General features: G+C 34.6%; 22 protein-coding genes. 9 read left to right on the forward strand and 13 right to left on the reverse strand.

All coding sequences use genetic code 11. From position 1 onward, the window contains the following. Positions 1-206: 206 nt before the first annotated feature. Positions 207-929 (forward strand): helix-turn-helix transcriptional regulator, encoded by a 723-nt coding sequence (locus NBRC110019_RS06655; protein ID WP_281753473.1) that lies wholly within the window; start codon positions 207-209, stop codon positions 927-929. A 45-nt stretch (positions 930-974) separates the two neighbouring features. Further along, a complete protein-coding gene (locus tag NBRC110019_RS06660) occupies positions 975-1,433 on the forward strand; it encodes a GyrI-like domain-containing protein (protein ID WP_281753474.1) in 459 nt (152 codons plus the stop codon). A gap of 123 nt (positions 1,434-1,556) precedes the next feature. On the opposite strand, the gene NBRC110019_RS06665 is transcribed toward NBRC110019_RS06660, so the two are convergent. The 4 genes from NBRC110019_RS06665 to NBRC110019_RS06680 all read right to left on the reverse strand — a co-directional run bounded on the left by NBRC110019_RS06665 (position 1,557) and on the right by NBRC110019_RS06680 (position 6,188). Then, positions 1,557-2,612 carry an NAD(P)-dependent alcohol dehydrogenase gene (locus NBRC110019_RS06665; protein WP_281753476.1) on the reverse strand — a complete coding sequence of 352 codons (1,056 nt, stop codon included), beginning with the start codon at positions 2,610-2,612 and terminating at the stop codon, positions 1,557-1,559. Between the two features lie 16 nt (positions 2,613-2,628). Further along, the gene (locus NBRC110019_RS06670; protein ID WP_281753477.1) at positions 2,629-3,663 is read right to left on the reverse strand and encodes an LLM class flavin-dependent oxidoreductase; all 1,035 of its coding nucleotides are present in this window, start codon (positions 3,661-3,663) and stop codon (positions 2,629-2,631) included. 655 nt (positions 3,664-4,318) lie between these two features. Beyond that, complete coding sequence (gene hisS / locus NBRC110019_RS06675) at positions 4,319-5,683, reverse strand: histidine--tRNA ligase (protein WP_281753478.1); 1,365 nt, start codon at positions 5,681-5,683, stop codon at positions 4,319-4,321. Positions 5,684-5,741: 58 nt separating this feature from the next. Beyond that, positions 5,742-6,188, reverse strand: coding sequence for a hypothetical protein (locus tag NBRC110019_RS06680; protein ID WP_281753480.1), 447 nt, complete (start codon positions 6,186-6,188; stop codon positions 5,742-5,744). A 169-nt stretch (positions 6,189-6,357) separates the two neighbouring features. On the opposite strand from NBRC110019_RS06680, the gene NBRC110019_RS06685 reads away from it, so the two are divergent. From NBRC110019_RS06685 to NBRC110019_RS06705, 5 genes are all read left to right on the forward strand, one after another. Continuing rightward, a complete protein-coding gene (locus tag NBRC110019_RS06685) occupies positions 6,358-6,912 on the forward strand; it encodes a hypothetical protein (protein ID WP_281753482.1) in 555 nt (184 codons plus the stop codon). A gap of 14 nt (positions 6,913-6,926) precedes the next feature. Continuing rightward, positions 6,927-7,652, forward strand: coding sequence for a 23S rRNA pseudouridine(2604) synthase RluF (gene rluF / locus NBRC110019_RS06690; RefSeq protein WP_281753483.1), 726 nt, complete (start codon positions 6,927-6,929; stop codon positions 7,650-7,652). A 328-nt stretch (positions 7,653-7,980) separates the two neighbouring features. After that, the gene (locus tag NBRC110019_RS06695; RefSeq protein WP_281753485.1) at positions 7,981-8,598 is read left to right on the forward strand and encodes a hypothetical protein; all 618 of its coding nucleotides are present in this window, start codon (positions 7,981-7,983) and stop codon (positions 8,596-8,598) included. Positions 8,599-8,925: 327 nt separating this feature from the next. After that, positions 8,926-9,162 carry a hypothetical protein gene (locus tag NBRC110019_RS06700; RefSeq protein ID WP_281753487.1) on the forward strand — a complete coding sequence of 79 codons (237 nt, stop codon included), beginning with the start codon at positions 8,926-8,928 and terminating at the stop codon, positions 9,160-9,162. A gap of 339 nt (positions 9,163-9,501) precedes the next feature. Then, entirely contained in the window at positions 9,502-10,074 is a 573-nt protein-coding gene (locus tag NBRC110019_RS06705) for a hypothetical protein (RefSeq protein ID WP_281753489.1), read from the forward strand. 394 nt (positions 10,075-10,468) lie between these two features. Here NBRC110019_RS06705 and leuB read toward each other — a convergent pair whose 3' ends face one another. From leuB to NBRC110019_RS06725, 4 genes are read right to left on the reverse strand one after another with little or no spacing between them, the layout of a single operon-like run. Then, complete coding sequence (leuB, locus tag NBRC110019_RS06710) at positions 10,469-11,590, reverse strand: 3-isopropylmalate dehydrogenase (RefSeq protein WP_281753491.1); 1,122 nt, start codon at positions 11,588-11,590, stop codon at positions 10,469-10,471. Positions 11,591-11,599: 9 nt separating this feature from the next. Next, positions 11,600-12,181, reverse strand: coding sequence for a 3-isopropylmalate dehydratase small subunit (leuD, locus tag NBRC110019_RS06715; protein WP_281753493.1), 582 nt, complete (start codon positions 12,179-12,181; stop codon positions 11,600-11,602). 1 nt (position 12,182) lies between these two features. Next, positions 12,183-13,568, reverse strand: a complete 1,386-nt coding sequence (leuC, locus tag NBRC110019_RS06720) for a 3-isopropylmalate dehydratase large subunit (protein ID WP_281753494.1) — start codon at positions 13,566-13,568, stop codon at positions 12,183-12,185. A gap of 3 nt (positions 13,569-13,571) precedes the next feature. Next, positions 13,572-14,747, reverse strand: coding sequence for a 2-isopropylmalate synthase (locus NBRC110019_RS06725; protein ID WP_281753496.1), 1,176 nt, complete (start codon positions 14,745-14,747; stop codon positions 13,572-13,574). A gap of 155 nt (positions 14,748-14,902) precedes the next feature. Here NBRC110019_RS06725 and NBRC110019_RS06730 point away from each other — a divergent pair, with 155 nt between their 5' ends. Continuing rightward, entirely contained in the window at positions 14,903-16,447 is a 1,545-nt protein-coding gene (locus NBRC110019_RS06730) for a hypothetical protein (protein WP_281753497.1), read from the forward strand. Positions 16,448-16,469: 22 nt separating this feature from the next. Here NBRC110019_RS06730 and NBRC110019_RS06735 read toward each other — a convergent pair whose 3' ends face one another. From NBRC110019_RS06735 to panB, 3 genes are read right to left on the reverse strand one after another with little or no spacing between them, the layout of a single operon-like run. Further along, positions 16,470-17,174, reverse strand: coding sequence for an RluA family pseudouridine synthase (locus tag NBRC110019_RS06735; protein ID WP_281753498.1), 705 nt, complete (start codon positions 17,172-17,174; stop codon positions 16,470-16,472). A 3-nt stretch (positions 17,175-17,177) separates the two neighbouring features. Beyond that, on the reverse strand, positions 17,178-17,678 hold the full coding sequence (locus tag NBRC110019_RS06740) for a cupin domain-containing protein (protein ID WP_281753499.1): 501 nt from the start codon (positions 17,676-17,678) through the stop codon (positions 17,178-17,180). Next, the gene (gene panB, locus NBRC110019_RS06745) at positions 17,678-18,496 is read right to left on the reverse strand and encodes a 3-methyl-2-oxobutanoate hydroxymethyltransferase (RefSeq protein WP_281753500.1); all 819 of its coding nucleotides are present in this window, start codon (positions 18,494-18,496) and stop codon (positions 17,678-17,680) included. The genes NBRC110019_RS06740 and panB overlap by 1 nt, the downstream gene beginning before the upstream one ends. A 62-nt stretch (positions 18,497-18,558) precedes the next feature. On the opposite strand from panB, the gene NBRC110019_RS06750 reads away from it, so the two are divergent. Beyond that, a complete protein-coding gene (locus tag NBRC110019_RS06750; RefSeq protein ID WP_281753502.1) occupies positions 18,559-19,020 on the forward strand; it encodes a nuclear transport factor 2 family protein in 462 nt (153 codons plus the stop codon). A 107-nt stretch (positions 19,021-19,127) separates the two neighbouring features. Here NBRC110019_RS06750 and NBRC110019_RS06755 read toward each other — a convergent pair whose 3' ends face one another. Next, a complete protein-coding gene (locus NBRC110019_RS06755) occupies positions 19,128-21,041 on the reverse strand; it encodes an endonuclease (protein WP_281753504.1) in 1,914 nt (637 codons plus the stop codon). Positions 21,042-21,059: 18 nt separating this feature from the next. Then, positions 21,060-22,274, reverse strand: coding sequence for an RsmB/NOP family class I SAM-dependent RNA methyltransferase (locus NBRC110019_RS06760; protein ID WP_281753505.1), 1,215 nt, complete (start codon positions 22,272-22,274; stop codon positions 21,060-21,062). Between the last annotated feature and the right edge of the window lie 114 nt (positions 22,275-22,388).

Consider the following 22,388-nt stretch of genomic DNA (forward strand, 5'->3'; position numbering starts at 1 on the left):
TAGGTTTTAGTAAGTGAACTAAAAATGGGACGGCTTTTCGTGTTTCGTTGTAATTAGCGCCAATTTTATTATAGGTTATTTTCGTATGCTTTTTATAAATTCACTTGATCATAAATATACTTATTCTGTTTCTTAAAAGTGTATTTTATTTGTCTATGTAAAAGAAATTTTAGTATACTTATCGTTTTATATGATACTATACTGCTATGGATGAAAAGCCCAGAATTACAAGGTTAACTGCTATTGTTACCGATTTACAATCACAGTGTATTACTACTGCTAAAAGCTTGGCTATTAAATATGGGGTTAGTGTTCGAACTATATATAGGGATATACGTACTTTGGAAAATTCGGGTATTCCTATAATTACCGAAGAAGGGAAAGGATATAGTTTAATGGAAGGCTATAAATTACCACCGGTAATGTTTACTGAAGATGAGGCAAATGCGCTTATAACCGTTGCACAAATGATAGAACACAATAGTGATGTGTCGTTGATTGAAAACTATAATAATGCGATTACAAAAATAAAATCGGTATTACAGTATTCACAAAAAGAGAAAACAGATTTACTGTCGGATAGAATTTGGGTTAGGAATAATGCATCAGCTAATAACCCAGCAAAGTACCTAATTACCATACAAGCGGCATTAACTAACTTTCAGTTATTAGATATTGCCTATAACTCTTTAGAAAACAATTTTACGCACCGTATAGTGGAACCTTTTGCTATTTATAGCACTCAGGGGAATTGGCTACTTATTGCTTTTTGCAGGTTACGTAATGAATTCAGAACTTTTCGAATAGATTTAATTCAGCAACTATCGGTTTTGAATGATAGATTTGAACCGCATAAAATGACTATGCAAGAATATTTTAACATTTGTAAAGAAAAATATATGAAAACCCATGACATACCCTTGTCATAACCCTGTTTTACTTTTGCATTACTAATAACTTAAAATCAAAATTTTATGGAAAATGTAGCCATGCAACCAGTAAAAATTATAGGGTTAAAAATAAGAACGTCTAACGACTCTGGTAAAGCCGATATCGATATTCCTGCTCTTTGGAATAAATTTATGGGGAAAAGTATAGCGGAGAGAATACCTAATAGAATTGATGACGAAATAGTGGCAGTATATACCAATTATGAAAGTGATTATACAAAACCGTATGATATGATTATTGGTTGCAGAGTAGGAATGTTGGACACTATTCCTGAAGGAATGGTGGGGCGGTCTTTTGATGCGGGTAATTTTACCAAATTTACAGCCAAAGGAGATTTAACCAAAGATGCTGTAATAAATACCTGGATGCAGATTTGGAAAACACCTCTTGAGAGAAGCTATCTAGCAGATTTTGAAGTGTACGGTGAAAAAGCACAAAATCCATACGATGGCGAAGCTGAAATTTTTGTAGGGGTGAAATAAAAATAGTTGGGGTTAATAACAGTATAAACCGTATCTTACCATTACATCTATTGGTTATTTTTAATAACTAATTTCAGTAACTGTTAAGGTACGGTTTATTTTAATCTTTATTTTTAGCTGGGTTTAAGATACTTCTTTTAACGATTTCATATCAATTACAAAGCGGTATTTTACATCGGCTTTTACCACACGATCCCATGCTTCATTGATGTTTTGAATGGTAATCATTTCAACATCGGAAACCACATTGTGTTCTCCACAGAAATCTAACATTTCTTGTGTTTCAGGGATACCACCAATTAACGAACCTGCAATGTTTTTACGTTTTCTTACCAATCCTCCACCATGTACATTAGGTAGGGGTTCTATGGCACCAACCAATACCATGGTTTTATCACGCTTCAATAAATTTACATAAGGATTCACATCATGACTTACCGGAACGGTGTTTAATAAAAAGTCAAAACTATCTGCATGTTTTTTCATAGCCTTAGGGTCGGTCGATAATAAAATTTCATCGGCACCCAACGCTTTAGCATCGGCAGCTTTACTAGCTGATCTGGTAATCATGACCACGTGGCAGCCCATTGCATGAGCAAATTTAATGCCCATATGTCCTAAACCGCCCAAGCCAATAACTCCTACTTTATCTCCTCTTTGGATATTCCAGTGACGCAGAGGTGACCAAGTAGTAATACCTGCACAAAGTAATGGAGCTACCTTAGCAGCATCTAAATTTTCAGGAATAGTTAATACAAAGGCCTCGTCTACTATAATGCTTTCAGAATACCCTCCAAAAGTATGTCCGCCCAAATGCTTGTCTATACTACCATAGGTATAGGTAGCACCATTCTCACAATACTGTTCTAGTCCTTCCTTACAAGAGGTACATTCTCTACAAGAGTCAACCATACAACCAACACCTACAAGGTCACCTACTTTAAATTTAGTTACCTCTTTTCCAGTTTCCAGCACCTTACCTATAATTTCATGTCCGGGAACTACAGGGTATTTAGCAGGACCCCATTCACTTCTAGCGGTATGGATGTCGCTATGACAAACACCACAGTATAAAATATCAATCTTTACATCGGTACCTAAAACATCTCTTCTGTCAATACTTAATAAATCTAATTCAGATGTGGAGCTTTGCGCACCATACGCTTTAACTGTATCCATTTTTTTAGTGTTTTATTTAATCTTTTTTCAATGCTTTTTTTACCTGTGGTACTACTTTAGTACCATATAATTCAATAGCCTTCATAAGGTCTTTATGATTAGGTCCTCCTACATCTATATGAGCTACCCAACGCGTAAGTCCGAACATTTCAATGGTATTTATAATTTTATCGGCTACCATATCAGACTCACCCATGTACAAAGCACCTTCCGGACTCATGCCTCCTAAAAACTGCATTTGCGAATACGGAGACCAACCACGTTGTCTTCCAATACGGTTCATTTGGGCAGCATAATAAGGGAAATAGTTTTCTGTTAAATTATCCTTGTTTTCTACTACAAAAGCATGTGAGTGTACTCCAATTTGCATTTTACTTATATCATGCCCATACTTTTCATACTGTTCTTTGTAGAACTCTATAAGTGGAGTAAACTGTTTTGGTGATCCACCAATAATAGCAAAAATGATTGGTACACCTAAACGTGCAGCACGGTATACAGACTCTGGTGTGCCTCCAACAGCGATCCATACATTTAGAGGTTGCTCGGGTCTTGGATAAATGGTTTGTGCATTTAATGCCGTACGGAATTTACCGCGCCAACTTATCACTTCTTTATCTCTTAATTGTAGCAATAAGTTAAGCTTTTCTTCAAAAAGCTCATTATAATCATTAAGATTTTGACCGAATATAGGGAACGACTCTGTAAAACTTCCACGGCCAGCAATAAGTTCAGCTCGTCCGTTTGATAATAAGTCTAACGTAGTATAATCTTGAAATGCTTTTACCGGATCTGCAGAGCTTAACACGGTTACACCACTGGCTAACTTAATGTTTTTAGTAACAGTTGACAAAGCAGATAATACAATCTCGGGAGTAGAAACCGAATAATCTGGTCTGTGATGCTCACCTAATACAAAGCTATCAATACCTAACTCATCGGCTAGTTTTACTTGTTCTATCATTTGGCTTAATCTTTCCTTTGCCGACTGAAATTTTCCTTCAGCATTGTTATAGGTAAGATCTCCAAACATTCCAATTCCTAATTCCATCTTTTGAATTTTGGTTTAATTTACGGGTAATTTTTAGTGGGGTTATGTTAATTTACAGTATTTTTTACTCAAGATAAAGATTTTCCCCATTTTTTTATTCAATCATTTTTATGTGTTTGGGGTACTGCTTAGGTTGTCTTTAGTTGTTTGATATTAATAGCTACATATCCTTCAGAGATGTTCAGAAAGTCTAAGATAACTTTATTTTCTGGTAAATTAAGAACCAGAACCAAGTTCAATTGGGTATTTGCCTAATCTTAAAGCATGAGAACTTAGCAAAATATTTTTGCAGTATGATACCGCAGTTTAAGCAACTAGGATCCTTACTTTTATCTCTTGCGATCACAATAAAGGTAAGAGAGCCATAAAATATTGTATCCAAGCCTTCTCCAGTGGGCTACATCTGTTTAAAATTCTTTCCCTACAGCATATTTTAAGAAACGATTATTTATCGCGTTTAGCAATTCTTTGTGCAGAATAACTTTCGTACTTCCTGAGGTTACTTGTTTAAAGTACTCGTAGCAAAAATAGCCCAAATTCTCTTGTTTTGACGGGTACCTAAAGAGGAGGTAAGCTTTACAGACAAAAGCTATTTACACAAATTTATAAAAGGTTATGACGTAAAATATTTTACAGCATTCAAAGCATTTTTCATTTAAAAAATGGTTAAGATGTCTTTGGTGTTGTATGTTTTTTGTTCTCCTGTTTGCATATTTTTACAAATAAATGTGTCGTCTGTTAACTCTTGAGAACCAATAGTAATCACAAACGGTACATTTCGTTTATTGGCATACTTAAATTGTTTTGCCGGCTTGGCAGCCTCCGGATACATATCTACTTTGTATCCTGCTGTACGCAATTGTTGTACAAGTTTAAACGAAGCTAACGCCTCTTTTTCTCCAAAGTTTATGAATAATACATCAATAGTATCATTAACAGCTTCAGGGAATAGGTTTAATTGTTCTAATACAATAGCAATGCGGTCTAAACCAAACGAAATACCAACACCACTTTTATCCTTAAGACCAAAAATACCAGTAAGGTCATCATAACGGCCACCACCACCAATAGAGCCTAAATCAATTTCTTTAGGAGCAGCCACTTCAAAAATAGCACCTGTGTAGTAGTTAAGTCCACGGGCTAAGGTAACATCTATAGTAAGCGTGGCTTTTTGTAAGCCTAAGGTTTCAATAGTATTTATAATAAAAGCCAATTCTTCAACTCCTTTTAATCCGGTTTCGGAAGTAGCCAGCATATCTTTTAATTGAGACAGTTTTTCGGTATTACTTCCGGTAAAACTGAATAAAGGTTGCACTTTGGTAATGGCTTCCTCGGTAATACCTTTACTTAGCATTTCTTTTTTAACTCCTTCCTCACCAATTTTATCTAGTTTGTCAAGAGCTACGGTAAAGTCAATTAGTTTATCTTGAGCACCAATTACTTCCGCAATCCCCGAAAGTATTTTTCGGTTATTCATTTTAATGGTCACCGCTACATCTAAGTCTGTAAACACAGCATCGTATAGTTGAACAAATTCAACTTCTTGCCATAATGAGGTAGAACCAACCACATCGGCATCGCATTGGTAAAACTCTCTATAACGACCATTTTGAGGCTTATCTGCTCTCCATACAGGTTGTATTTGGTAACGTTTAAACGGAAAGGTAATATCGTTCTGGTTCATTACCACATAACGTGCAAAAGGAACAGTAAGATCGTAACGTAACGCTTTCTCAGAGATTTGAGTAGCTATTTTTAGTGAATTTTTAGCCTGTAAATCTTCTTCATTTGTTTTGTTAAGAAAATCTCCTGAGTTTAAAATTTTAAAAATTAAACGGTCTCCTTCATCTCCATATTTTCCCATTAGAGTTTCAGAGTTCTCAAAAGAAGGTGTTTCAATAGGTTGAAAACCAAAAGTTTGGAAATGTTTTTTGACTGTATCAAAAATATAATTCCTTTTTGCTAGTTCTACTGGAGAAAAATCTCTGGTTCCTCTTGCTATGCCTGGTTTTTTTGCCATTGTTTTGTTTAATTTTTTTGAGACTGCAAATATAAGTAAGATATTAACAGAACCGAAATTAATTGAATAACGGTTTCTTTTTATAACTAGAAGGGTCTACCAAGCGCTCTTTACGCTCTCCAGAATCTATAGTGTGTTGTCTGTCATCATCTACCTTAGCTTTTTCTTGTTGTTGCAATTCTTCTTTTTCAATTTGGTTTAACTCTTTTTTCAATTTGAGTTCACGTGCATCTGTTTGTTCTTTTTCTACCGTAGGTTTTTTAGTAGTTTCTTCTTTAAATGCAACTTGTTTTATAATAAAGAATCCTAAAAGTAAAATGTTTAGTACAATTAATACCTTAGGCAGGTTTTTCTTAAACGTTGTCTTAGATAGTTTTAATAAAACAAAAGAAAATAGGAGGGCTACAACAGAAATTATTAGAGATAAGTTACCCTGAGGATAGAAAATAGTTCCAATACAAAAAAAGGTAAGTAACACTGTACCAATACTAAAAAATCTTCTCATAAGTGTTTTGTATGTATATTATATACTCGATATGTCGAGTTTTTAGGGTGGTAAAAATAGGTGTTTTTTAATGGAATGTAAAGGTGATGAAAATGTTGTAAATTAAATATAGAAAGCGATGCTGCAGGTGACTGCTAATTTTGTTTTATTTTAGCAAAAAATATGTTTTATGAAGGTTACAATTCTTACTCCTATGGAGGTAGAAAAGGAAAAGGTACTCACGGCTCTTGAAGTTTTGAAGCCAACAAAGCATGAATATACTATTGTTGTTACAGGTATTGGAAGAGAGCATATGGCCAAAGCAATGATGAATCTTATGGAAAGAGATGTAACGGTTCTTATGGGATTTACCGCTGTAGTGGGACAAGCTCAAGTGCTACCAGAAAGCTTACAGTTAGGAATGCCTGTGGAAATTACGGCTTCGTTACTTTATGGTTATGAAGGTCAACTTTTTGAGAATGGTAGTATAAAAGTAGAGAGATCTAAAACCAATTTACCTTGCTTACTTTCATTAACATCTGATAAATTTGTTAAAACTACCGATATTACCATTGGTACCATGGTAAATATGGAAGATTATACCTTTATGCATTTAAAAGAGGAGCAGGATTTTATTATCCGGATTGTATCTGACTTTTTACCGCATTTAAAACCAATCGACTTTTTTAAGGAGATAGAGGTTATTGATTTTACGAAGGCGTTGGAAGCTATTGAGAATTATTAGAAAAAAGTATTGTTGTGTCTGAACCGAAAAGAATAAATAAATATTTAAGTGAGATTGGTTACTGTTCGAGAAGAGCTGCCGATAAGTTGATAGAGCAGGGGCGTGTGACCATCAATGGTAAGGTACCCGAGATGGGAACCAAAGTGTTACCTACCGATATTGTGAGTGTAGATGGTAAAAAAGTACAAAATACCAAAGAGGAGTTTGTATACTTAGCTTTTAATAAGCCGGTTGGGATTGTTTGTACTACCGATACCCGCGTAGAGAAAGATAATATTATTGATTATATCAATTATCCGAAACGTATATTCCCAATTGGGCGTTTGGATAAGCCTAGTGAGGGACTTATTTTTTTAACGGATGATGGAGATATCGTAAATAAGATTTTACGTGCCAGAAACAATCACGAAAAGGAATATTTAGTAACGGTAGATAAACCTGTTACCGATGATTTTATTAGACGTATGGGCGGAGGTATCCCTATTTTAGGAAGGGTAACCCGTAAATGTACCGTAGAGAAAATTAGCAATTATCAGTTTAGAATTGTACTAACACAAGGACTCAACCGCCAAATTAGACGTATGTGTGAGTACTTAAATTATAATGTGAAGCAACTAAAACGCATTCGGATTATGAATGTACATTTAGATGTACCAGTGGGGAAATATAGAAACCTAACAGAAAAAGAATTTAAAGAGTTGAATAGATTGATCTCCGATTCCAGAAAAACACATAAATAATGCTGAATTTTAAATACTTCCTGTTTTTAGAGGAAGTTGAGCACTAGAAAACAAAAACCGTAGTATATATTAAAGAGGCTGTCTGTAAAGACGGCCTTTTTTGATTGCCCTAGATTTTTAACCTTTACGTATTGATAAGGATTTATAAAAAGAGAGGCAGGAACGATTTACGCAATTGACTTATAGAATATTTATACCTCTTTTTGTTATTTAAAGAATGATTCTATCTAAACTTCAAACAAGAAACAAAAATTTCTCTTATCCGTATAAAAATACACAATATTGTGTATTTTTATACGGATATAACGAGTTGGCATTAATTAAACAAATGATTGAACAAATTTTAAAATACTTACCGTTACTTGGATTATTAGGGCTAATCTGGGGAATCATACAATTTTATCAAAAGAGGTTTTATATTAAATCTGATTTAAAAAGGGAAGAAAAACGTTCTTACTTTAGAGAAGTCGATATAATTATAAATGATATTAAAAATGAGTATTGGAAATTTTTCGCAACTATATCACAAACTACCTTGTTATTGGAGAAAAAAATCAACTATTCCAACGAAATAATAGACTTAGAAGAAAAAGAAACTAAATCAACAGGACTTGAATTAGACTATGCTCAAGAATTGGATACTACTACTGAAATATTAGAAAACATCGAAAAAGAAGGATACAATGAGGAAGAACATAAAATTATATTAAAGGAACTATTAAAGTCTGCTAAAAAAGGGCAAAAAATATTAACGTCTTCTCTAAAAGAAAAAAAGAAAAACCTTGATGAACTTAAAGCCAATCAATCTGAACTAAAATCATTCTTAGAGAATAAGAATCTAAAATTATCAGATAAGACTAAACAAACTTCTAAGTCACTTCAAGGTTTTATTTTAGACTTAAATAAGATTTCATCAATTGGAATTGATGATAAAAATATACCCTAAAATCACTCATTTTTGATTTAACAAATTCGATTCAAAAGCTTATTAACCGACTGGAAACAGCAGATGAAATTACTAGAGGGAATATTGTCGAGGTTATTGAAATGGAAAACATACAAGAAACAATGAGTATTATTTCTAAAATAGAAGAACATATTTATAAAGCCTAAAAAACTAATGCCAAAAATGTATAACCGCAATTACGGCGGATTCGACTACGTTCGAATACACTCGCAATTGCTAACGTCAGTTCTTAACCGTAAAACAGTAACTTAAAACCCGTAACTGACGGTTATAGGAGACCGTTAAGTGTAATTATAAAATTTCATAATGGAAGATATAATTTACAAAATAGATAATTGGACTATCGTCAAAATTCTTGGTGGAGTAGCTGTTGTTTTAACTGCAATTCTTACATTCTTTTCAAATTACTTTTTAACAAAATTCAGACAAAGAGAACAACATAATCTTAATAAAAAAATAGAGAATCTTAAGGGGGAATTATCAAAACAACAAAGCACTTATTCATCCATAATAGATAATTATTTTAATAACTCTGACCGATAAAGAACTAAATTATATTAGAGGAATCAATACAGGTTCAGTACCCGCGTTAATCGATTTATTAGAATATAAAATAATTCAAGATTATCGAAAAAATTTGGATATAAAAGATAATCAAGAAGAAACAATTAGCTACTTAAAAGATATTGATAAAATTTTAAGCTCAAAATAATCAGGAAAAATAGCTTACAACTAATAGCGCATCACAACAATTGCGGCTTTGTTTCATGAGGATGCAACCGAACAAGCATAAAAGTGGGTAATTTTAGCTATCTTAGTTTTCAATCAATCCGCAACTGATTGTTATACAAGATAGTCACCTGCAAGCTAAAAAAAAAATCGATGACTGAATTAGAATTCAAGAATATTGAACTTTACAAAGAACAATACCTTTTTGAACACGAAAGGAGAATATTCTATGACAGACTTATTCAATATCCGACGACTCTACTAGTTATTTTTATCGGAGCTTCTTTGTATTCTTTTAACAAATATTTTCCAAATGGAATAAATGAATTTTGTTGGAAATCGGATTGGTTATTTATTTGTGTCTTTGGACTTTTTGGAATAACAACCATTATTACAATTTGGTTCTTGGGAATTATGTTTCACGGTTTTACTCGAAGTTATCAATACCTTCCACTCTCTGGAGATTTAAAAAAACATGAATTAGGACTATACAAGTATTATTACAAATACAGTGAAAAGAATAAATACAAAGAGAAACGCGAGGATGCTAAAAATAAAACTTGCGAAAAATTCATTGAAAACTTAAAAAAATATTACATAACAATAACAGAAGTGAATCAAAAAATAAATGATAAAAGAGCTGACTCATATTATCTGACTCGAACTTTTTTATTTGTGAATTTGATTTTACTAATTGTACTTGGAGTAATAGGATATTTAAAATAAACATTATGTCACAAAAACCGCCACCACCGCCACCGCCACCGCCAAGAAGAGTTAAAGGTTCACCACCATCGAATCCGAAACCTAATCCACCGAAACCACCAACACCACCTAAAAGTGGATAGAAAAGTCAGTAGCTAACAACAGTAACCGCAACACAACTCCTTGATGGGAGTCATGATTAAACAAGAAAGGCTTCCCGAAAGGGAAGCCTTGTTATTCCTATATTCTCGACAGGATTCAAACCTGTAACCATCTGCTTAGAAGGCAGCTGGACAGACCAGCTGAGCTATAAGTTCAATCTGTAAATTTCAATACTTCCACCACCCACTAATTTAATCACAAAAAAACCGACTCTTTTCAGAATCGGTTTCGATATATTTATTTTTTTGGAAAACTAAATAATAGTAGATCTTCCAAAATCTATATTTTCCTGATTGATACGTGCCGTTTCTTCGTCAATGTTTACAATAGCGTGGGCAATGTAATCTCCAACGCTTTTGGTACCATAGGTACTTTCTTTGTATAAATCAGACGTTACAATTTGTTTTTCCAATGCACGTTCTACAGCTTTGTTTACTACACCAGCTTCTTCGTGTAACCCTAAATGGGTTAATAGCATAGCAGCACTTAAAATAGAAGCAATAGGGTTGGCTATATCTTTTCCGGTAGCTTGTGGGTACGATCCGTGAATAGGCTCAAACATAGCGCTCTTGTCTCCTACAGAAGCAGAAGCCAATAAACCAATAGAACCACCAATAACACTACCTTCGTCAGAAATAATGTCGCCAAACATATTCTCCGTAAGAATTACATCAAACTGACTTGGATTTAAAATCATCTGCATAGCCGCGTTGTCTACAAATAGAAAATCTAAATCAATGTCTTCATAACTTTTAGAAATAGTGGTCACTACACGTCTCCATAAACGAGAAGATTCTAATACATTAGCTTTATCAACTAATGTTACTTTCTTCTTTCTGGCTCTGGCAGCCTTAAAGGCTAAATGTGCAATACGCTCAATTTCAGCTTCGCTATACTCACAAAGGTCAGAGGCTACCGTACCATCTTCACTCAATTTCTTTTCACCAAAATAAATACCTCCGGTAAGCTCACGATAAATTACCATATCGGTACCTTCAATAATATCTTTTTTAAGTGGCGATTTATCAATAAGAGTAGGGTATGCCTTTACCGGGCGTATGTTGGTATACAAACCTAACTCTTTTCGTAGCTTAAGTAACCCTTGTTCCGGTCTTACTTTCGCATCCGGATTATTATCATATTTAGGATCACCAATAGCACCAAAAAGTACCGCATCGCTGTTTTTACAAACCTCTAAAGTAGCATCCGGTAATGGATTTCCTGTTTGTTCAATAGCAAGGGCTCCTACCGGAGCTTCCTCAAATTCAAAAGTGTGTCCGTGTAAATCTCCTATGGCATGCAATGCTTTTACAGCCTGCTCTGTTACTTCTGGTCCGATGCCGTCTCCGGACAATAATGCAATTTTAAACTTCATATAGTTACATTACGCTTTTTGAGCCTCAAAAGCCTCTATTTGTTCTTTTTTACTTATCAAGAAATCAATATCATCATACCCGTTTACCATGCACATTTTTTTGTATGCATCAATCTCGAAACTTTCAGAAGTTTCGTTAAAGCTAATGGTTTGGTTTTCAAGGTCAACCGTAACCTGTGTAGCGGGGTTATTTTGTATTGCTTCTAATATCAAATGTAAGAAATCGGGAGAAACTTGTACAGGTAATAACCCATTATTTAAGGCATTTCCTTTAAAAATATCGGCAAAATAACTCGATACAATTACTTTAAAGCCATAATCGGTTAATGCCCAGGCAGCATGTTCTCTACTACTACCACAACCAAAGTTATCTCCGGCAACTAAAATGCTACCTGTATAGGTAGTGCTATTTAGTACAAAATCTTCTTTAGGGTTGTCTTCTTTGTCATATCTCCAGTCTCTAAATAAATTGTTACCAAATCCTATTTTGTTGGTGGCTTTTAAAAAACGAGCCGGAATAATCTGATCCGTATCTATATTTTCTATAGGTAATGGAATGGCGGTTGTATGTAATTTTACAAACTTTTCCATGTTAATTCAATTGTTTAGTAATATCAGTAATTTTTCCGTTTACTGCAGTAGCCGCAGCCATTAACGGACTTGCTAAAATAGTACGAGCACCTGGTCCTTGTCTACCTTCAAAGTTTCTGTTAGAGGTAGATACGCAGTATTCACCCGAAGGTACCTTATCTTCATTCATACCTAAACAGGCAGAACACCCAGGTTGCCTAATCTTAAATCCGGCTGCTTCAAAAACTTCGGTTAATCCTTCTTTCTTAATTTGTTTCGCAACCTGTTGAGATCCCGGAACTATAAGGGCATTAACATTATCTGCTTTTTGTTTTCCTTTAATATAATCGGCAACAATTCTAAAGTCTTCTATACGAGAATTGGTACAACTTCCTATAAATACATAGTTTACAGCTTTATCTAGTAATGATTCTCCTTTTTCAAACCCCATATACTTTAATGACTTTTCAAAAGAAGCGTCTGTGATATCAGCAGGGATGTTAGCACTTATCTTAATACCCATTCCCGGATTGGTTCCATACGTTACCATTGGTGCAATGTCTTCAGCGTCAAAACTATACTCTTTGTCAAACACAGCGCCTTCATCCGTAGGTAGGGTTTTCCAGTAGGCTACTTTCTTGTCAAATTCTTCACCTTGCGGTGCAAATTCTTTTCCCTTCACATATTCAAAAGTGGTTTCGTCAGGAGCAATCATTCCTCCTCGAGCACCCATTTCAATACTCATATTACAAACCGTCATACGGCCTTCCATGCTCATTTCTTTAAATACATTACCAGCATATTCGCAAAAATATCCTGTACCTGCATTGGTACCTATTTTAGAAATAATATAAAGAATAACATCTTTAGGTAATACACCTTTGGCCAGTTTTCCATTTACATTAACACGTAAACTTTTAGGTTTTTGCAATAACAAACACTGACTAGCAAATACCTGTGCTACCTGACTAGTACCAATACCAAAAGCAATAGTACCAAATGCACCGTGGGTAGAGGTATGGCTATCTCCACAAACCATAGTCATACCCGGTTGAGTAATACCAAGTTCTGGAGCCATAACGTGTACAATACCTTGGTATTTATGACCTAATCCATATAACGTTACTCCGTGTTTTTCACAGTTCTTAGTAAGTTGTTCTACCTGATTTTTAGAAAGCGCATCTTTTATCGGAAGGTGCTGATTCTCGGTAGGAACATTATGATCTGCTGTTGCAACAATTTGTTCTGGTCTGAATAACGGAATATTACGTTGTTCTAATTCATTAAATGCTTGAGGACTAGTAACCTCATGTATTAAATGTTTATCTATATACAAAACCTGAGGACCATTAGGTACTTTATCAACCACATGGCTATCCCAAACCTTATCAAAAAGTGTTTTTTTCATTTCTTATTCAGCTATCGCTTTGTGTTCTATTTTGTGCATTTCCATAATCTGATGAATATCTTCATCAACTATTTCCTTCTTTTTATCGGCAAAGTTTAAGAATTCGTCATATACTTTGTCTAATTGATTTTTAGTAAGCTCATATCCAATTTTCTTAGCACGGTATGCTAAGGCTGCTCTACCACTTCTTGCCGTTAATACAATAGCCGACTCAGTTACTCCAACTTCTTCGGGATCAATAATCTCATAGGTTTCACGATTTTTAATTACTCCATCTTGATGGATACCCGAACTATGCGCAAATGCATTACTACCTACAATGGCTTTATTTGGTTGTACTGGCATACCCATTCCTTCAGAAACCATTCTACTGGTACTATACAATAATTTTGTATTAATGTTAGTATTAAGGTTTAGGTATGGGTGCTGCTGTAAAATCATAACAACTTCTTCTAACGAAGTATTTCCGGCACGTTCACCAATACCGTTAATGGTACACTCAATTTGTCTGGCACCATTAATTACACCAGATATAGAATTTGCCGTAGCCAAACCAAGGTCGTTATGACAGTGGCAACTTAAAATAGCCTTATCAATATCTTGTACATGATCTCTTAGGTACTTAATTTTATTTCCGTATTCTTCAGGAAGACAATATCCTGTAGTATCAGGAATATTAAGTACAGTTGCACCAGCTTTAATAACTTCGCTACAAACAAGTGCTAAAAATTCGTTGTCAGTACGTCCTGCATCTTCTGCATAAAATTCCACATCATCTACAAAAGTTTTAGCATACGCAACTGCATTTACAGCGCGTTCTAAGATTTCGTCTTTTGATGCTTTGAATTTATGAGTTATATGTGAATCAGAAGTGCCAATACCGGTATGAATTCTTGGTTTTCTTGCATTTTTCAGGGCTTCGGCTGCAACTTCAATGTCTTTTTTTACCGCTCTGGTTAACCCGCAAACCGTTGCATTTTTTACTATCTTAGCAATCTCGTTGACAGAATTGAAGTCGCCTGGACTTGAGATAGGAAAACCTGCTTCAATGACATCTACTCCTAATTCATCGAGACGTTCGGCGATTACAAGTTTTTGTCTAGTATTTAATTTACAACCAGGTACTTGCTCGCCATCTCGTAAGGTCGTGTCGAAGATTTGTACTTTTTCAATGCTCATGTCAATTATTTAACATTAATTTTATAATATAGTTACGAAAATAAATGTTGTTACCGAAAAGCGTTTAGGGTACCTTAAATGGGTTACAATGCTAAAGTACGATTTTTAAGCTATATATTGCTGGTTTTTAGTATTTTGATAATTAAATTCATACGATGACTAACGGTTCAAAAGACAATTTGTTCATACTTATTAAATCACTTTCTAAGTCAGAGAAAAGACAATTTAAGTTGTACGTAAATAGGCTAGGAGTTAATGCTAATGCAAAGTTTTTGGCATTGTTTAATTTATTAGATAAACTTAAAACGTATGACGAGAATACCATTTTAAAGAGCGATATCGTTAAAAAGCAACAACTTTCTAACCTAAAAGCCCATTTATATAAACAAATATTGGTGAGTTTAAGATTGAATCCTGTAAATCAGGATATACGTATTCAGCTTCGAGAACAATTAGATTTTGCTACTATTTTATATCAAAAAGGACTTTATAAGCAAAGTCTTAAGATTTTAGACAAAGCCAAAAATATGGCGTTGGAAAATCAGGAGAAAAACCTAGCGTATGAGGTTATTGAACTTGAAAAAATAATTGAATCGCAGTATATCACTAGAAGTATTAGTGGGCGTGCTGATGAACTTGTAATACAAGCTAAAGAACTAAGCCAGAAAAATGTATTGACAAGTAAGCTCTCTAATTTATCATTACAGCTATATGGTTTAATGTTAAAAACGGGCTATGCTAAAAGTGATGAGGAAATTACAGAAATCACCGCATACTTTAATGCAAGATTACCTGAGTACGATATTGAAACCTTAGATTTTAGAGAAAAGTTGTGGGTGTATAAGGCACATCTTTGGTATTCATTTCTCATACAAGATTTTTTAAGTTGTTATAAATATGCAACTAAGTGGGTTGATATGTTTTATGAGAATCCTCCGATGATTTATTTGAATCCGGTTTGGTTTTTAAAAGGGAATAATTATTTAATGGAATGCTTACAATTGGTTAAGTATCGTTCTAATTTTAAAACTACCCTTACTCGATTAGAGGAAACTATAACGCGTGCTGAGTTTCCTAGAAACGAAAATGTACAGTCGTTATGTTTTATTTATTTATATAACAACCGCTTTAATTTTCATTTTTTAGAAGGAAAATTTGCAGACGGAGAGTACTTGGTAGCTGAGGTTTTAGAACAATTAAAATTACATGAGAATTCTATAGATGAGCACCACGTAATGATTTTCTATTACAAAATAGCGTGTTTGTATTTTGGAATGGGTGATAACAAAACCTGTATTAAATACTTGAGGTTAATTATTGATAATAAAAATCTTACCATGCGAGAAGACTTAATGTGCTTTGCAAGAGTATTAAGTTTGGTAGCGCATTACGAGGCCGGAATGGATTATCACTTAGAAGTACAATTACGGAGTACTTATAAGTTTTTAATTAAGATGAACGATTTACATGAGGTACAACGAGAAATGATCAAGTTCTTAAAAAATCTGGGGAATATCTATCCGCATGAATTAAAACGTGAGTTTATAAAGCTTCATGATCGCTTACAGTTATATGAAGATCACCCATATGAAAAGCGCGCTTTCTTATATTTGGATATTATCTCATGGTTACAAAGTAAAATTCAAAACCGACCTGTAGCTGAAATTATTAGAGAAAAGGCTAAAGTATATATGCGTTAATATTCCAGATAATGATTTTGGGTTACCCTTGCTCAGCCACCTGCCATAATTTCTCTTCAGGTACAGGAGCAACAATATCCAGTTCTATTTTACTAACCGGATGGATGAGCTGTAAACGGCGGGAGTGTAGGCTTATGCTACCATCAGGATTACTACGGTCAAAGCCGTATTTTAAATCTCCTTTAATAGGGCACCCAATAGCGGTTAGCTGTGAACGTATTTGGTGATGACGCCCGGTTTCAAGTGCAATTTCGAGTAAGTAATAAGAAGTCAGTTTTTTTAGTAGACTATAAGATAGTATTGCTTTTTTACTATCTGGAACTTCTTTACTACGGGCGTATGATTTGTTTTGTTTAGGGTTACGCTTAAGGTAATGCACTAATTTATCGGCAGTTTTAGGTGGTTGGTTTTTAACCAAAGCCCAATACGTTTTTTTTGCCTCTTTACCGGCAAACATTTTGTTTAATCTAGGTAAAGCTTTAGAAGTTTTGGCAAACAGCACAATCCCTGTAGTTGGGCGATCTAAACGGTGTACTACACCCAAATATACATTCCCTGGTTTGTTGTATTTGTCTTTAATATATTCTTTAACTACTTCAGACAATGGCTTGTCTCCGGTTTTATCACCTTGTACAATATCACCAGAACGTTTGTTAATCACAATAATGTGATTGTCTTCGTATAAAACTTGTAGATTGTGTTTGGTAGACACTGTATTGTTAGCCATATGTTATCGGGTAAATTCGGTAATTGTTTCTGTGTGCTGTGGAAAGAATTTTAGAAGTTCTTCTCTCGTAGGCATTGTAAAATCTCTAAAATCAAAACCCGGAGCAACGGTACAACCTGCTAAGGCAAATGAATCTTTTGCGATTACTTTGGCTGCAAACCAATAATTTTTAGGAACTACAAATTGTGGAACTTCACCTTGGGTAATGTTTCTTCCAATGCGTACTTCAGAAAGTTCTCCTGCTTCTGAAATCATGACTAAGCGAATGGTACTACCTTCATAAAAATGCCAAATTTCATCTTGATTAATTTTATGAAAAGCAGAAAACTCATTTGAAGGAAGTAAGAAGTAGATGCATGTAGATACATTACGGTCTCCAGAATACACATCCTGCAGGTTTCCTTCTAAAATGGTTTCTTCACTTCTATAGGTTTCTCTATAGTAACCACCTTCAGGATGTGCTTCCAGTTGAAGTTGTTTAATAATTGTAGTAATTAAACTCATTAATATTGTTCTTGATCGGTTGGGAAATCTTTAGATTTTACATCATCTACATACTGAGCAACGGCATTAGTCATATCCTCAAATAAGTTTAAGTAACGTCTTAAAAAACGAGGATTAAACTCATGCGTCATTCCTAACATGTCATGCACTACCAATACCTGACCATCGCAACCGTTACCGGCACCAATACCAATTACAGGAATAGAAATACTTTCGGCTATTTCTTTGGCCAATTTTGCAGGTACTTTTTCTAATACCAAGGCAAAGCATCCCATTTTGTCTAATAATTTGGCATCACTTTTAAGTTTTTCAGCTTCTTCTTCTTCTTTGGCTCTAACGGTATAGCTACCAAATTTATAAATAGATTGAGGTGTTAAACCTAAGTGTCCCATAACAGGAATACCAGCGTTTAAGATACGCTTAATAGATTCTTTAATTTCTTTACCGCCTTCTAATTTAATGGCATGGGCACCACTTTCTTTCATAATTCTAATGGCAGAGCGTAAAGCCTCTTTAGGGTCACTCTGGTAGCTACCAAATGGTAAGTCTACTACCACTAAAGCTCTTGTTGCAGCACGTACCACAGAAGACGCATGGTAAATCATTTGGTCTAATGTAATAGGTAAAGTAGTTTCGTGTCCTGCCATTACATTACTTGCAGAGTCTCCTACTAACATTACGTCTAAACCAGCATTATCTAATATTTTAGCCATAGTAAAATCGTAGGCAGTAAGCATCGAAATTTTTTCTCCGAGTACTTTCATTTCACCTAATGATTTTACGGTAATTCTTTTATATTCTTTTTTTGCTACAGACATTTTGTATTTTTCTTAAAAATTACCGTAAAAGTACTAAATTGTAATTTTAAATCAGTTAAATTATGAAATACCTATTTTTTCTTTGTTTTTCTTTGTTCCTGAGCGTTGCTGTTAATGCACAAAATACAGATGAAGCTGCTGTAAACCAAACAGTAAAAGATTTTTTTAAAGCATTTCATGCTAAGGATAGTACGGCGTTACGTTCATTTGCTTATGGTTATGTAGAGCTACAATCCATTGCTAAAGACAAAACAGGAGAGGTGCAATTACATAACGAAACGTATGAAGCTTTTGTAAAATCAATAAGTACGATACCTGAGAACGTAGCTTTTGAAGAACGTATTTTAGGATATGATATTAAGGTAGATGGAGATATGGCAAATGCCTGGACGCCCTATGAATTTTATGTGAATGGAGAACGAAGCCATTGTGGGGTAAACTCTTTTCAATTTATACGAACCAAAGAAGGTTGGAAAATAATTTACTTAATAGATACCCGTAGAAGACAAGGGTGCGATGAGTAAACTATTGTGGGGCATGCCAAAGAAGTAGGTTGTATTGATACCATTATATAGAAAGGGCTTTCAACATCTGAAAGCCCTTTCTATATAATGACGTACTAAAAGTGCTTCTATTTTATGACTAGCTTTTTAGTAACTGTTTGCGAATTTGTTTGAATGTTCAACAAATAAATCCCTTTTGCAAGTTGCGATACTTTTAACTGATTATTGGTAAGGCTTTTAATACTTAATACTTTATTGCCTAACATAGAATATAATTCAATCCCTTCAATACTTACGTTTTGAGGAATCTCAAAACTAACGACACCATTAGTTACCGGATTCGGATGAATGGAGATATCAGTATCCTTAGAATTAAACTCATTAGTATCTAAAAATGCAATTGTATGAAACCCTAAATAACATGTATTAGAGCTATAGTTGTCCCATTCTGAAAGATTGAAAGTAGTGTTAGAACCATGAACAGATGCGATACGTACCAAAGTAGTGTTTTGCGCAAAATCACTACTATTTCCTAACTCGCCTATAATATCAATAAGCACGCCATCTTTAAATAACCCGATAGCATCATTACCGTTAAAACCTGTAATGGCATTGTTCTGATCATCTACCTCAGAGGTACAAACGGTTAAACTCCCGTTTCCTATTACATACACATCAGAATCACTAACGGTAGCACTTGTAGGGAAACTATAGGTCTGTGTCCATCCGCTATTTCCATTAGCACTTAGTTTTAAACTATAGGTTGATAGGTTGATAGTAGCACCTGTAAAATTGGCAATTTCTAGAGCTTTGTTATTGCCGCTACCTTCTACATATTCAGAAAAGAATAAATCTGTTGCATAATCTCCGCTACTAGCAGGAGTCATTTCACAAGATTGTGTACTTTCAGCAGAATTGTTGCTTGCAGCATCCTTAGCAATTACATAAAAACAATATGTAGTCTCAGGACTTAACGTGCCTGTAGTAATACTGGTTGTAGATGTAGAGGTATAATAGGTGTTGTTCATGTACACATCATATTCGGTAACTGCAACATTATCTGTAGAAGCATCCCAATCTACCTGAGCAATAAAACTAGAAACAAGATTTGTTGTTACGTTCAACGGGGTGGTAGGGGCTTGGGTATCTGTAGTGCTAGAACCTCCCCAGATTTCCGTTATATACTCAGGATGGTCTATAAATGGATTTCTATTGTTCTGGTAGGTAAATATATTATTGTTACGATCTATTTCTTTTTGAGAAACAGGATCTAGTGTATTCCATTCCAATAAAATGCTTAAGAAAGGTTCGTCGATTACCTGATTTGTAGTATCATTAAACATAGCATATGATGACCAATTACTAATTTGATCTTCATAACGAGTTACAAAGTAGAAATAAATACGTGCAATATCTCCTTTAAATTCATCAATAGGTTCAAATACTGTACCTGAGTATCCGGCAGAAGTACCACTGTTAAGGTTAGCTCCTAACTTAGAACCATTCATGGTAGGGTTACTAATTCCACTTTGAGAAACCAGATTGTTATCATCTACTATACCAAAAGGGTAGTTGCTTCTAAAACCATTAACTCTACCATCGGTAGGTAATAAATGATGAGCGTCTCCTCGCATCGGGTCGTTCTGACTAAATACCGATTGTGGAATAACGTGTTCTTTATTATAGCAATCACCTTCTGCAGAGTAGTTTCCGCATTCATCAGTAATAGCAGTAAAATTATAGGGGTCTGCACCACTCGGATTTTCAGAATATGGATCTAAGATGGTATTATCATTTTCATAATAAATATCAACATCATAGGAACTAATAAAGGTATCCATAGCATTATACCCTTGATCGTTGTGTAAATATTCAGAGGCAATATCTGTATCATCTACAGCATCTATAATTTTTTTAAGTTGTGTTTTTAACGCATATCCAGTTAAACCATTAGCTGAATCATAATATCCGGTTGGAATTTGCGCAAATACAATGCTTGCCGTTAATAACAATGCAGGTACTAAAAGTAGCTTTTTATTCATAAGCCTAAGTGTAATGTATTATTTCTTTCTTTCTAGTAATGCCATATAAAATCCGTCAAAACCAGACTCATGTGACAGTACTTTTTCATCTTTCACAAAGGTAAATTCTTTTCCGGCTTCCGATGTTAAAAATACTTTAACTTGTTCCTGATTTTCAGACGGAAGTATAGAGCAGGTAGCGTATACCATTTTACCTCCAGCTTTTACCATTTTAGAATAATCTTGCAGAATTTGCTGTTGTGTTTTTTTAATATCGTCTAAAAATTCAGGTTGTAACTTCCACTTCGCATCCGGATTTCTCCTTAATACTCCTAAACCACTACAAGGTGCATCAATTAAAACCCTATCCATCGCATTATGGAGTTTTTTAATCACTTTGTTATTCTCAATCCAACGGGTTTCAACATTATGTGCCCCATTACGTTTGGCTCTTCTCTTTAACTCTTTAAGCTTATTACCATAAATATCCATAGCAATAATTTGCCCTTTGTTTTCCATAAGAGCGGCTAAATGCAATGTTTTACCTCCGGCTCCTGCACAAGTATCTACAACTCTTAAACCTGGAGCTACATCTAAAAATGCCGCTACCTTTTGAGAAGAAGCATCTTGTACCTCAAACATTCCGTTTTTAAAAGCGTCATTGGTAAATACATTAGCTCTTTCAGTTAATTGCAGTGCATCAGGGTATCCTTTTACCGGTAATGCCTCAATTTCGTTTTCAGCTAAAATACGTTGTACTTCTTTTTTATTAGATTTTAACGAGTTTATACGTAGAATAACTGAAGCTTGCTGGTTTAACGCATGTAATTCTTTTGTCCAAACACCAGTACCCAATTCTTTTTCACCAACCTTGTCCATCCAATCAGGGATTGATTCTTTGAATTTTCTAATTTTAGAAAGTTCATCAAATCTACCTTTAATACGGCGTGTAGGGGTTCCTTCCAGTTGTTTCCAGTCTGGTAGGGTAATCCCTTTTAAGGTAGCCCATACGGCAAAAATACGCCAATTGTTATCGCGAGTGAATGGTTCTTTTACTTCTGCAATTTCTGCATATAAACGCTTCCACCTTACAATATCATAAGTGGTTTCGGCAACAAAAGCACGGTCACGAGCACCCCAGCGCTTATCTCTTTTTAATAATTTTTCTACTACTTTGTCTGCGTACTCTCCTTCGTTAAAAATCAGGTTCAAACCATCTATTACCGCAAACACTAAATTTCTGTGTAATCTCATCTATTCAAATAATTGAATTGCAAAGGTATTGCTTTTCGTGCAATGTAGTATACTTGTTGTTAAAGTTATAGGTTATTGTTGCACTGAACCTGTTTTAGCATTGCACAAGTGACT

The organism is Neptunitalea chrysea (assembly GCF_027924145.1).
GTDB classification, from domain to species: domain Bacteria; phylum Bacteroidota; class Bacteroidia; order Flavobacteriales; family Flavobacteriaceae; genus Neptunitalea; species Neptunitalea chrysea.